Origin of the sequence: Lentimonas sp. CC4, from assembly GCF_902728235.1 — a bacterium.
Taxonomy (GTDB): Bacteria; Verrucomicrobiota; Verrucomicrobiia; order Opitutales; family Coraliomargaritaceae; genus Lentimonas.
This window is the reverse complement of the sequence record NZ_CACVBO010000001.1, coordinates 2,567,566-2,579,827: the sequence shown is the minus strand read 5'-3', so window position 1 is coordinate 2,579,827 and position 12,262 is coordinate 2,567,566. Positions and strand designations below refer to the sequence as shown.

General features: G+C 52.7%; 12 protein-coding genes. 7 read left to right on the top strand and 5 right to left on the bottom strand.

What is annotated here, in order from left to right:
• Positions 1-59: 59 nt before the first annotated feature.
• From GZZ87_RS11060 to GZZ87_RS11045, 4 genes are all read right to left on the bottom strand, one after another.
• Complete coding sequence (locus GZZ87_RS11060; protein ID WP_162026787.1) at positions 60-1,307, bottom strand: sugar-transfer associated ATP-grasp domain-containing protein; 1,248 nt, start codon at positions 1,305-1,307, stop codon at positions 60-62.
• Positions 1,308-1,397: 90 nt separating this feature from the next.
• A complete protein-coding gene (locus GZZ87_RS11055; protein WP_162026786.1) occupies positions 1,398-2,201 on the bottom strand; it encodes a class I SAM-dependent methyltransferase in 804 nt (267 codons plus the stop codon).
• Between the two features lie 42 nt (positions 2,202-2,243).
• On the bottom strand, positions 2,244-2,843 hold the full coding sequence (locus GZZ87_RS11050; protein WP_162026785.1) for an SET domain-containing protein: 600 nt from the start codon (positions 2,841-2,843) through the stop codon (positions 2,244-2,246).
• 103 nt (positions 2,844-2,946) lie between these two features.
• Complete coding sequence (locus GZZ87_RS11045; RefSeq protein ID WP_162026784.1) at positions 2,947-4,083, bottom strand: XylR family transcriptional regulator; 1,137 nt, start codon at positions 4,081-4,083, stop codon at positions 2,947-2,949.
• Positions 4,084-4,243: 160 nt separating this feature from the next.
• Here GZZ87_RS11045 and galE point away from each other — a divergent pair, with 160 nt between their 5' ends.
• The 4 genes from galE (at position 4,244) to GZZ87_RS11025 (ending at position 8,905) form a co-directional block, all read left to right on the top strand.
• Entirely contained in the window at positions 4,244-5,224 is a 981-nt protein-coding gene (gene galE / locus GZZ87_RS11040) for a UDP-glucose 4-epimerase GalE (RefSeq protein ID WP_162026783.1), read from the top strand.
• A 32-nt stretch (positions 5,225-5,256) separates the two neighbouring features.
• Positions 5,257-6,477, top strand: a complete 1,221-nt coding sequence (locus GZZ87_RS11035) for a hypothetical protein (protein WP_162026782.1) — start codon at positions 5,257-5,259, stop codon at positions 6,475-6,477.
• A gap of 128 nt (positions 6,478-6,605) precedes the next feature.
• Positions 6,606-8,030, top strand: a complete 1,425-nt coding sequence (pyk, locus tag GZZ87_RS11030) for a pyruvate kinase (protein ID WP_162026781.1) — start codon at positions 6,606-6,608, stop codon at positions 8,028-8,030.
• A gap of 149 nt (positions 8,031-8,179) precedes the next feature.
• Positions 8,180-8,905: a phosphoadenylyl-sulfate reductase gene (locus GZZ87_RS11025; protein ID WP_162026780.1), complete on the top strand. Its 726-nt coding sequence runs from the start codon at positions 8,180-8,182 to the stop codon at positions 8,903-8,905.
• Here GZZ87_RS11025 and GZZ87_RS11020 read toward each other — a convergent pair.
• The gene (locus GZZ87_RS11020) at positions 8,902-9,114 is read right to left on the bottom strand and encodes a zinc ribbon domain-containing protein (protein ID WP_162026813.1); all 213 of its coding nucleotides are present in this window, start codon (positions 9,112-9,114) and stop codon (positions 8,902-8,904) included. The two genes, GZZ87_RS11025 and GZZ87_RS11020, sit on opposite strands and share 4 nt — an antisense overlap.
• A gap of 263 nt (positions 9,115-9,377) precedes the next feature.
• Between GZZ87_RS11020 and GZZ87_RS11015 the strand changes: the two genes are divergently transcribed.
• The 3 genes from GZZ87_RS11015 to GZZ87_RS11005 all read left to right on the top strand — a co-directional run bounded on the left by GZZ87_RS11015 (position 9,378) and on the right by GZZ87_RS11005 (position 12,251).
• Entirely contained in the window at positions 9,378-10,121 is a 744-nt protein-coding gene (locus GZZ87_RS11015) for an isoprenyl transferase (protein ID WP_244648187.1), read from the top strand.
• Between the two features lie 117 nt (positions 10,122-10,238).
• On the top strand, positions 10,239-11,069 hold the full coding sequence (locus GZZ87_RS11010) for a phosphatidate cytidylyltransferase (protein WP_162026779.1): 831 nt from the start codon (positions 10,239-10,241) through the stop codon (positions 11,067-11,069).
• Entirely contained in the window at positions 11,070-12,251 is a 1,182-nt protein-coding gene (locus GZZ87_RS11005) for a 1-deoxy-D-xylulose-5-phosphate reductoisomerase (RefSeq protein WP_162026778.1), read from the top strand.
• Positions 12,252-12,262 lie beyond the last annotated feature (11 nt).

The window sequence follows — 12,262 nt, the reverse complement described above, 5'->3', positions numbered from 1 at the left end:
CTTATAGATCCAGCAGACTTGTTGTGAACACTAGGTAAGCTGAAATTTACAACTCTGTCTCATAAAGGCGATGCAGTAGAACTAGATTGCTTGCGTTCCCACAATTCAAAGCAAACACGCACATACTCGGTGCGTCCTAAAAACAATCCCGGGCTCATCCCCCAAAATGTATTGCCCTCTAATAAACGAAATCCCTCCGGAGTATAAACAATATCCCAACCAACCGAGACTACGTCTGGAAATAAGGCATGCGCGCTGACAGCAAGTGCAGCCATCCCTGGCCAACTTGGAAGTTTCGCACCCTCGATCTGCGCACCAGTATCCGGATGGTTTCGATGCCTCTCCATATATGGAGTCTCACTATAAGCCGCATCAAAGCGCTGTGTCGAAATATCTAGCTCAGCCATCATCCCTCCGTAATTTTCGTGGTTTGTCACTGTATGACCACGCGGGGCCGCAAGGTAGGCGGCGACCACTTCCGCATCAGAGAGGCCATCACACACCGTAACCACACGAAAGGTGACCACCCCACTCAACGAAAAACAAGCAACGCTTGAATGGTTAGATACTGCCTGTTGGAGAATGTAAGCATCTGTCTTAGCAAGTTGGATCATATACGCTCGCAAACTGTCTTCTGGCAGAACCCTACCATTGAACGACCAACTGTGACTATAGGCATCGAAATCCCACCGTTGGATACCGATACCCTTCTTACCATATACGGGTTTCAGAAATAAGTTAGCGTGTGGAAGCTCCAAATGGTTCGGGAGCTCAGTCCCTCGCGTCGAATCAAGATAATACAAAACCGGAACAACCGGCAGCCCTGCAGCGACACAAATCGACTCAAACTGCTGTTTATTCTTAATACCTTCGACGCCGATGCCATTCAGTGCAGAGGCCAATATCTGACATTCATGCTGCGATATAAAATCGCGCATGACTGATGGCAAATGCTGCTCATACATCCTGCGCTCATAATATTCATTCGGACTCGCGCCATACCAAAAGGTGAACTGGCATAATTCAATCAATTGACGAATCATTGATCGATCGTTGATCGGCACAGCTTCTTTGGCATAGCGCCTCCAAACCAGAACAAGTGCACAAGCAGCGATCGCAGGCCAAAGCAGCGCTTTACATATAAAATAAACTTTTGTGGAGAATCGACCACAGGACGTCCACTCAAGGTGAGACACCAGTTTCCTCAACCGTGCCGTTTCGCTCCCACACCAATACCAAGGGAACCAACAGACAATCAGCGTATTATTACATCCAGCCAGCCGTTGTAGTAGTCCTCGAATTTTCATTGGGTGTGACACGTCAGAATAAAGGCAACACTCATAAAGCAAAGTAGAAAAACGTTTACCGAATTCATTATAAACAGGTAATACTACACCTTAAACAACAAACCTGTAAACGACAGCCTCAGCCGAGTAAAACATATCCATACGTTTGGGGATGTCAGGAATTTGAACAACTTCCCAACCCTCCCATAACGATAGTATCCCATTCACCTTGGGCACCTGGGAGTTTTCGACAGCATCGTCAAAGAAACAAATCACCGCATCACGAGGATTCGCCTCTAAGTCCAAACGGATCCCCTCAAGCACTTCGCACAAAAGGTCCGAACAAAAAGGAGAGTAAAAAATAAGGAAACAGGGATCTGCAGGCAAACGGTATTTTTTCGCATCTAAATGCACAGGTTCAATCACCGGGCATTTACGAGGTCGGCAAGATCGCCATTTGTAGTCCTTCAAATTTTGAACCGCTCGCTCATGCAAGGCTCTATCAAATTCAACTCCAGTAATTTTTTTAAACGGATACTCGCTGGCAATTAGTAAGACTTTTCCCTTACCTGAGCCGTAATCAACGAACTCGAATCTCTCGTGCGGAACGCGTATGCATCCCAGCATAAACCTCAATGCGCTTGGAGCGCAAGGTGCATAAAAAACCGCGAATTTAAGAGCCTCATCAGAGCCAGACAACTCATTCGTTGCGACACCACGACAGGTTTCGACCCCGTGGCGCCAATCCCACAGACGACTGATTGCCGTAGAGGAAGCTAGACTGATGTAGTAACCTAAGCGTCGCCCTGTAGCAGCAAGGTTAGATGGAGCCACATAGGCGAGAATCCCTAGAACCCCCTTGCGAACGAGTCTATCGTAAAAGCCTTTCAACCCGACAGTGCGATCATCCTTCATACTCCAATAAAAAAAGCGTCACCTCCCCATTTGCAATGCTCATTATTTCAGAAGTGACATTGCAGAAGATCCGTCTCCCCGAAGCTTTAGCTTTAGCAAATAGAGCCAGCGTCTGACATAATACTTCAAAACTGAAATTCGATCGGCCTGTGCTGCCGCGTATTCGGCGTGAGCAGAAACATAGTCTTTCTGGCGATTTCGCAGCTCAGTATTCAGGTAATCCTGATTACTGATATGGAGTCGACACTCAGGGTGGCCACATTGACACCAAAAACTCCACCGATTAGAGGTTTCCGTAAGACCATAGTCATAGGTCACCTCTTCGCCCAATGCGACATTGCGCATCGCGACAATATTGCCGCCGATTAATGCACTATTCGGGACACACGAATGGTTATAACACCATCCATCAGGCTCAACCTTCGCAAACAGATCCAATCCCACTTGGCTAAACTCATGCTTATCATCACGCAACTTACGCTCTGCATTGCTAACGATAGGAAATCCGTCGTTCGGCTGCCAAACAATCTCACCTGTAGCAATCGGTTCGATTGCAATCGAACCCTTGCCGGCAATCACTTCATCTTCGGAAACTTTTACCTTATGTGTCAGCACTCCCAGACACTTGATGGAGCAGTCCACAGAGACAACGATATTAGATTATAGAACGGCTCAAACCGAACCTATAATAATCCATATCGTCCTTACCCCGATACAGCGGCATTCACCGCAGACGAATTCATCCTCATCGTAACCGATATTTTCGCGGTGTCGTCTCTAGGTGCTTCTTGAAGATGTGATTCATATACTCCTGGCAATTAAAGCCACTGCGCTCAGCGATGAGCGCGATCGGCAGCTCCGTCTCTTTCAGCATTTCGCGAGCGCTACGTAATTTTTCGTTGAGTATGACATCGCCTACCGTGCGGTTCAATTTATCCCTGAAACGGCGTTGCAGCACACTGCGCGACAGCCCGGAGGCTCTGGCAATCGCGTCGAGACTCGTCCCCACGCAGGCATGCTCGCGAATATAGTTGAGCGCCTTTAACAGCGCGGGATCATCGATCGCAATGAGTTCACTCGATAGCCGCGGGTGCAAGGTATGCAGATCGATTTCGATCATCGGCTCGTCGAGCGTTTCACCATTAATCAATCGTTCCAACGTTTGAGCCGCGCGGTAACCGACGAGTTCGTGGTTCGGCTCAACACTACTCAGCCGAGGTCGGCACAAGTTACAAAACGGTCGGTCGTTATCAACGCCCACCACACTGACATGCTCCGGAATCGCCAACCCTAGCTGGTGACAGGCTTCAAATACAATGGGGGCGAGCTGATCACTCGCCACCATCAGACCTATGGGTGGCCGCAGCTCAGCGAGCCACGCCTTAACCGAGTCGAGGTTATCCTGCACCGGATAGCCTTCGGTGCGCTGCTGGTTGATATGATAAATGTGAACGGAACTTTTAAAATCCTTCAACGCCCCCTGAAAACCCTCTTCTCGCTCAAGCGACCACCGCTCATCGCCCAGCCCAATAAATGCGAAATTCGTATGAGCATTTTGCATAAAGTGCTCTGCCACGGAGGCGCCAATTGATCGGTCATTGCATTTGACCAGAGGAAACGGCCGCGGACGCACGTTTCCGAGCACATCAACCGTCGGGAGGCCTTTGGCCTGAATCAGCTCAAGTAATTCAGGGTTCGCAATACGCGCAATAATGCCGTCGCCCTGCCACTGACTGATTGCCGTGGGATCCATTGCGCCAAGCGGGCCCGAGTGCTGGAAGACCGACCAATCGTTGCGCTCGTCAAGGAAGCGGGAAATACCCGTCACAATTTGACGACCAGAGGCAAGCGAAGTTTCAGCGAGGATGGCGATGCGTTTCATAACAGTGTGACCCGATTTCTTAACATTTAGAGCCGATTGTGTCTTAAATCAAGACTAGGTTCTCTGTTACTATCTAGTAAAACAGCAATTAAGGCTCGATAATAGAAGACCCTAATCATTAACATTATTATTCTTACACCCAAAAATTAAATATAACACTATGAAAGTATTCGTAACAGGAGGTGCCGGTTATATCGGCAGTGTCGCAGTAGAACAACTCGTCTTGGCCGGACATGACGTCATGGTCTTCGACAATTTATCCCTCGGCCATCGCGCAGCAGTCCACCCAAGCGCAGAGCTTGTCGTTGGCGATCTTGCCAACATTGAATCCATTCGCGAAGCAATGGGCCGCTTCAAGCCAGACGCGATCATGCACTTCGCAGCGAAGTCGCTCGTCGGCGAGTCGATGGAAGATCCATTCATCTATCTAGGAGACAACGTCTCAAATGCGCTCAACCTATTAAAGTGTGTCGTCGAGTTCGAAGTGCCTCGATTCATCCTCTCTTCAACCGCCAACTTGTTTGACGATCCAGAGCGCATGCCCATCGCAGAAGATGAGCGCATCATCCCAGGCAGCCCTTACGGCGAGTCGAAATACATCATCGAACGCTACCTGCACTGGATGTCCCGTATCTATCCGTTCTTCAACTACGCGGCACTGCGCTACTTCAATGCAGCTGGTGCCAGTGTGGAACGTGGCGAAGACCACACTCCAGAGCTTCACCTCATCCCACTCGTGCTGCAAGTCGCACTCGGGCAGCGTGAAAAGATCTACATGTTCGGTGACGACTACGACACACCAGACGGCACATGCGTGCGCGATTACATTCATGTCATCGACCTCGCACAGGCACACATCCTCGCACTGGGTGCGATCGAGAAAGAAGACAAGATCTACAACCTTGGCAACGGCCTAGGCTACTCCGTTAAGCAAGTGATCGAGACTGCACGCGAAGTGACTGGCCACGCAATCCCAGCCGACGTGAAACCACGCCGCGCAGGCGACCCAGCAACATTGATTGCAGCGAGTGGCAAGATCACCAGCGAGCTCAACTGGGATCCAAAATTCCCAGATCTTAAATCAATTATCGCGAGTGCTTGGGCATGGCACCAAGCCAATCCAAACGGCTACGAAGACTAACGCCCTACCCACCCTAACAAACACCTCATAAGATGGAACAAGACATTCATAAAAGACTCGCTGCGGCTGCTGAGAAGTGCGGCCTAGATATCTCTGGCGGCCACGTGCGCCGTAGCTCCTCTCGCTTCTGCTTCGGCGTCGAGCATGGTGACTACAACGGCATGGAACTCTTCGGCGTAGGCACCGACCGCTTCATCTGGTTGGCATTCAAACCGAACACATCCGGCCGCGTTCGTATCTTCAGTGAAAACTTCCCCGAAGATGGCATCATTGATTTCGCATTGGGCGAAGACTGCGCACCGGAAACATTGAAAGACAGCTGGGCACGCTTCCCACGTGGCGTGGAAACCATTCTACGTCGCGAAGGCTACGCGTTGGCAACGGGGTTCGATGCAGTGCTCAGCGGCAACATCCCAGGTGGTGGCATGTCACGCTCCGCATCGCTGGCACTGAATTTGATCCTCACATTCTTTCAGGTCAACGCGGTCGAAGTCGAAGATGGCATGCACATCGTCGACCTCGCGCAGATGGTAGAGACCGACTACATCGGCTCGCCATGCGGCAAGCTCGATCAAATCATGATCTACTTTGCCAAGGCAGGCATGGGCACCTACTTCAACCCAGGCAAGGGCACCATCGACCATATCCCATTTGGCGGCAATGCTGACGACTTCCGCATCGTCAGCTTGGACACCGGAACAGTGCGTCCAGGCTTGGAAAAATCCACCTACAAGATCCGTCGTGATGAGTGCGATAAGATGAAAGCACTGCTCCACGAAAAGTTCGGCTACGCATCGCTCGCAGACGTTTCGACTCCAGAGAAATTTGCCGAAGCTGCCGCATATATTGAGACAGTCGCACCAGCCAGTGTGGGTCGCTTGAAGTATTTATATGAAGCGCAAACACGCTTCGCCGAAACACTCGAAGCATGGCGCAGTGGCGACATCACCAAGGTAGGCAAAAACTTCCGTGCCGACGGCATTGGCCTGCGCGATGATTACGTCATCAGTGGCGTTGAACTAGAAACCATGTGCGACATCGCTCGCACCGTGCCTGGTGTCCTCGGTGAGCGCATGCTCGGCGGTGGCGACAAGGGTGCCAGTGGCGCATTGATCCAAGCCGATGCATTCGAGCAATTGAAGGCCACCGTTGAAGCGGCCTACCCACTCTGCCAGCCGAAATTTGCAGATAAATTTGCGATACATTCCTGCCGCACGGTAGATGGCATCACAATTGCTCCATTGTCGGTATAATCCGATCAAAGCGAACCTTGCGCCCTCCCCCTCAAAACCGAGGAGGGCGCACTCTGCAGCATCTCAAGCCCCATACCCTACATAGCCCTTGAGTCACATGCGAATACAGCACCAATCAATCATTCCCTATGGTAGGAAAAAAAACGAAGACTAAAATTATATTCACAGTCGGCCCAGCGACCGCAGACGTAGCCATGCTGGAGCAATTGATCCGCGCAGGCGCCGACATCTGCCGCATCAATATGGCGCATGCCGACCATGCGTGGACACGCGAAATCGTCGCGAATGTAAATCTAGCGGGCGAACGCGTAGGGCGACAGATCGCAACCTTAATGGACGTCAAAGGCCCGGAAATTCGCACTGGCGATGTCCCCGAAACCTTCGAGCTCGAACAGGGCGAGATCTTTGAGTTCACCTATGGTGAAGGTATCGGCGGCCTCTCTGAAGATGGCATCCGCCGCGTCGACGTAAATTACGAAGGGTTCGCCGAAGACATCAACGTGGGTGATACCGTGCTGGTGGATAGCGGCTTGATACGCTTTAAAGTCATCAAAATCGAAGGCACGCACGTGCGTTGCGAGGTGCTAATCCCAGGACCGATGGGCAACCGCCGCCATATCAACTTACCTGGTGTGCGTGTCAGACTCCCAGCGCTTACTGCAAAAGACCAAGGCGATATCGACGTTGGCATCGAGGCTGGCATTGACTTTTTTGCCCTCTCTTTCGTGCGTGAAGCCGACGACCTGCACACATTCAGGAAGTATTTAGTCGAGCAGAATTCTGAAGCCAAAATCATTGCGAAGATCGAAGACCAACAGGCGATCGAGAATCTCGATGCCATTATTATTGCTTCGGATGGTCTGATGGTCGCACGCGGCGATCTCGGCGTAGAATGTCCGTTCGAGGATTTACCGTTGATTCAGTCGCGCGCCATTAATTCATGCATCCAACAAAGCAAGCCCGTCATCGTGGCGACACACATGCTGGAATCCATGATCGACTCCCCGATCCCGACTCGTGCCGAAGTGACCGACGTGGCCAACGCGATTCGTGAACAAGCCGACTGCGTCATGCTCTCTGGAGAAACCACCGTTGGCAAATATCCACTGGAGTGCGTCGAGGTGCTGAAACGTATCGCAAGTCGAGCAGAGCCCGAGAGTGACAATGGGCTACGAGCCGACCTGCCCCTCGCTCGGCCGCGCTCGAAGATGTTGCGCTCCGCTGCCTATTTGGCAGCAGAGATGAATTCGGCGATCGTGGTATTTACCCGCCGTGGCTTTTATGCGCAAAAACTTTCGTCACTCCGCCCGTCCGTTCCAGTTTACGCGTTCACCGACAACCCAGTATTGTTTAAGCAATTACTACTAATGCGCGGCATCGAACCGTTTTTCATGAAATTCATGAAAATAGACTTCGAACGCACGATTCAGGATGCATTCGCCGAACTAAAAAAAGGTGAATGGCTGAAAAAAGATGACTCCGTCGTCGTCATCACCAAAATGCGCGCTGGCGAACACAAACTCGACACAACGCAACTACGTGTCATTGAGTAGCTTACAGTTCTAACTGCAACTGACTTTATTTACAACGTGCCTCCGCCATATATCACTTGGCGGGGCACGTTTTTTTGTATCTGATACCTCTCAAAATAAAAACAGCCTATATCTTGACTTTCTCAGTCAAGAACCAAAGATAAGAACCAATGAAAGACGCACAGACAGTAAATACTCAAAGCATCACCCAGTCGGATTTAGAAAATGCCTCCGCTGTGGATCGCGTGCGTTGGGCGCACGAGCAATATGGCGACAAGTTGGTATTGACCACCAGCTTCGGTATTCAAAGCGCTGTCATGCTGCACTTAGTTACTACTCAAATACCTGAGATTCCTGTTATTTTCATTGATACAGGCTACCTGTTTCCTGAGACCTACCGCTTTGCGGACGCATTGACCGAACGTCTGAATTTAAACATCAAGACCTACCTGCCCCTCCAGTCCGCCGCTCACCAAGAAGCAGTCTATGGCAAGCGTTGGGAAGATGGCATCAAAGGCATCACTGAATACAATCGTATCAATAAGGTTGAGCCGATGAACCGCGCCGTTCAAGAACTCGGCGCCACCGCATGGCTCTCTGGCCTGCGCAGACATCAGTCCTCCTCTCGCGAGAAGCGCACTGTTGCCGAGCAGCAGAACAAAATCATGAAGGTGTATCCGATCATTGATTGGACCGACCGTGACATTTACAACTACCTGACTGAAAACAACCTGCCTTACCATCCACTCTGGAACGAAGGCTATGTCTCCGTCGGCGACTGGCACAGCACCACAAAGATGGGCGAAGGCATGAGCGCTGAAGACACTCGCTTCGGCGGCCTCAAGCGCGAATGCGGACTCCACGAGTCCAACGCGGGTTCAGACTACCAGATCTAGCCGCAACCGCAGCCGTGCCCGCAGGAATGTCCGCCACCTGAGCTGGACTTCGACGCGTAGCCGTAACCACCGGAGATCACTCGCTTCACCGCTTGCCCAGTTTCTGGATGCACCGTCAGCGGTGCGTCCTTCATCGATTGCTGCACTTCAAATTGCACAGCCCTTTCTTTGGGCTCTGAGGGGATCGTTTCGTAAACATAAGTAGGCATACCGGAAGTTGAGCGCTTCTGCATAAAAGTTGCGAGCCGAGAAATCAACCATCTGCCGTTCTCAACCTCAAGTCTCCACCTCAGGTCTCCCACCTCAGGTCTCAGGTCTCCCACCTCTAACCTCTAACCTCTGAATTTCCCAACAACTCGCGACGCTCTACCCTTGCACCCGAGCGTGCAGGGCTTTTTATCATGGCTTTTTGATTCAGGCTCACAGGCAAACCCCGTCAAGCCGCCCTTACGTATTTCTCCTAGTCATCACAGTGAATTTCTCTCCATCCCATCAGGATCGTTCCCCTAGACACGTCGCCATCATCATGGACGGCAATGGCCGTTGGGCTCAAGAGCGTGGACTCCCTCGCATCGAAGGCCATCGCCGCGGTGCAGAAGCCGTCAAACGCACTCTCAAAGCAGCGAAGGACAATGGCGTCGAAATCATCACACTGTATGCCTTCAGTGTGGAAAACTGGAACCGCCCAAAAGACGAAGTCAATGCACTCATGAAGCTGCTGGATCGCTTCGTCGCCGAGCAACTTCCGGAGCTCATCAAGCGCAAAATTCGCCTACGCGTCGTCGGACGCTATCAGGAACTCCCTGCAAACGTCCAAAAACGCCTCGTCAACGCCGAAAAAGCCACTGCACACTTCACCGAGAACACGCTCGCACTCGCGCTCAACTATGGCGCACGCACCGAGGTCATGGATGCCGTCAAGGCCATCGCACAAGCCGCACAAGCTGGCAATCTCGACCCCGAGACACTCGAATACGCCGACTTTCGCCAGTATCTCTACACTGGAGATATGCCCGATCCCGATCTAGTCATCCGCACCTCCGGTGAAGCACGCCTGAGTAATTTCCTGCTGCTCCAAGCCGCCTACGCCGAAATCTACTTTACACCCGTGCTCTGGCCCGACTTCGACGAATCACATTTCAAAGCCGCACTCACTGACTACGCTGCCCGCGAACGTCGCTACGGTAAAACCGCCGAACAGTTGCAAGACAGCTAATTTTCAATCTAACTCCACCACGTGGAGCGAAGCTCTTTACGCGGCCACACAAACACCCTCACTCACTCCCTAACTCACTCCCTCACTCACTCCCTCACTTTCACTATCACTATTTTTATGAAGCAACGTATCTTCAGCTTCACGGTCCTTTGGTTGATCGTCACCGTCTCTCTACTCATCTTCGGCATCGACGCAGGCGTCTGGCTCATCGCAGCACTCGCCCTGTTCACGCAGTTGGAGCTCTATCAGCTCTTCGATAAGATGGGGCTCAAGCCCTTCAAAGCACTCGGCGTCGCCTGCGCACCCATCATCATTCTCGGCTCCTATTATTTGGGCGGAGTCGATGGGGGCACCGACATCTTTATCTTCTGCTTTTTAGCCGCGGCTCTGACGATCATCATTAAAGACCTACAGGCTGGCCGTCTCCGTAGCTTCATGCCCACCCTGTTCGGACTGATCTACGTGCCGTTCCTGCTACACTTCTTCGTCAAAGTCGTGAAACTCGCCGAGGCCAACGGATACAGCGACGGCACCAGCATCTTTCTCACCATCTGGATCGTCGCAGTGGCGAAATGCACCGACGTCGGCGGCCTGCTCGTCGGCATGCAGATCGGCAAGACTCCCCTCTCCGTGATCAGCCCCAAGAAAACAGTCGAAGGTGGCGCCGGCGGCATCGTCTTTGCCATGCTCATCGGCCTCATTCTACTCGGCATCTTTAATTCCTATGCTCCCGAAGGCTTCACATGGTGGCGCTCTGCACTTATGGCGATCCCGATCGGTATCGCATCGATCGCATCTGATCTCGTCGAGTCCGCCTTCAAGCGACAAGCCGAAGTGAAAGACTCGGGCAATATCATCCCCGGCATTGGCGGCATTTTTGATCTCACCGATAGCCTACTGCTCACCGCACCCCTCGGGTATTTGATGTTCAAATACTTCATCTTCTAGATGGCAGAGACTGCGAAAAAAAGAGTCGTGCTCCTGGGTGCGACGGGCTCCATCGGCGGCAGCACCCTACGTGTGTTGCGTGCACACAGCGACCGTATGCAGCTCGTCGGCGTCGCCGCACACTCCAGCCATAGCGAACTCGCAGCCATCTGCGCCGAGTTTGACGTGCCACACGCCACGCTCTCTAGCGAAACCGCCTACGCCGAAGCCAAGGCAGCCGACTCATTTCCCAGCGGCACTCAACTCGGCTGCGGGGAGCAAGGACTCCTCGAAGTCTCCACGCTCCCCGAAGCTGACATCGTGCTGGTCGCCGTCGTCGGCGCCTGCGGCCTCAAGCCGACACTCGCCGCGATCGAAGCGGGTAAAGACATCGCACTGGCCAACAAAGAGCTCCTCGTCCTCGGCGGAGCCTTCGTCATCGAAGCCGCAAAGCGTAAAGGCGTGCGCCTGCTCCCCACCGACAGCGAGCACAATGCCATTTTTCAGTGCATCGAAGGCCACCCGCAGCAGCACCTCGAGAAACTGATCCTCACCGCATCCGGCGGACAATTTCGCGACACGCCCGTCGAGCAACTCGCCAAAGTCACCCCAGCCGATGCCACTCAGCACCCGAACTGGTCGATGGGCCCGAAAATCACAGTCGATTCCGCGACCATGGCCAACAAAGGCCTAGAGCTCATCGAAGCCCACTGGCTTTTTGGCTTGGAACCTGATCGTCTCGAAGTGGTCATTCACCCGCAGAGCATCGTCCACTCCTTCGCACAATTCATCGACGGCTCCATTCTCGCTCAGCTCAGCCCGCCCTCCATGACCTTCGCCATCCAACACTGCCTCCTCTACCCCGACCGCGCGCCGGGAGTGGATGCCACCACGGATTTCAGCAAAGCCTTTTCACTCGACTTCAAAGCGCCCGACATGGAGCGCTTCCCCTGCCTGCAGCTCGCCTATGATGCCATGCGCACTGGCGGCAGCGCACCCGCCATCTTTAACGCAGCCAACGAGATCGCCGTCGAACGCTTCCTCGCCCACGAACTGCCCTACCTCGACATCCCGCGCGTCATCGAACACACGCTCAGCAAGGTCAACGCCGCCCACGCCGCCGATCTCGAAGCACTCCTAGCCATCGACGCCGAAGCGAGGAAAGTCGCACGCGACTTTGCAACCAAGGACAGGCTGCTTTAGCTGCCTACATC

Coding starts and splice junctions, on each gene's coding strand:
- GZZ87_RS11060 (WP_162026787.1), bottom strand. CDS start 1,307: ATGAAAATTCGAGGACTACTACAACGGCTGGCTGGATGTAATAATACG.
- GZZ87_RS11055 (WP_162026786.1), bottom strand. CDS start 2,201: ATGAAGGATGATCGCACTGTCGGGTTGAAAGGCTTTTACGATAGACTC.
- GZZ87_RS11045 (WP_162026784.1), bottom strand. CDS start 4,083: ATGAAACGCATCGCCATCCTCGCTGAAACTTCGCTTGCCTCTGGTCGT.
- galE (WP_162026783.1), top strand. CDS start 4,244: ATGAAAGTATTCGTAACAGGAGGTGCCGGTTATATCGGCAGTGTCGCA.
- GZZ87_RS11035 (WP_162026782.1), top strand. CDS start 5,257: ATGGAACAAGACATTCATAAAAGACTCGCTGCGGCTGCTGAGAAGTGC.
- pyk (WP_162026781.1), top strand. CDS start 6,606: ATGGTAGGAAAAAAAACGAAGACTAAAATTATATTCACAGTCGGCCCA.
- GZZ87_RS11025 (WP_162026780.1), top strand. CDS start 8,180: ATGAAAGACGCACAGACAGTAAATACTCAAAGCATCACCCAGTCGGAT.
- GZZ87_RS11020 (WP_162026813.1), bottom strand. CDS start 9,114: ATGCCTACTTATGTTTACGAAACGATCCCCTCAGAGCCCAAAGAAAGG.
- GZZ87_RS11010 (WP_162026779.1), top strand. CDS start 10,239: ATGAAGCAACGTATCTTCAGCTTCACGGTCCTTTGGTTGATCGTCACC.
- GZZ87_RS11005 (WP_162026778.1), top strand. CDS start 11,070: ATGGCAGAGACTGCGAAAAAAAGAGTCGTGCTCCTGGGTGCGACGGGC.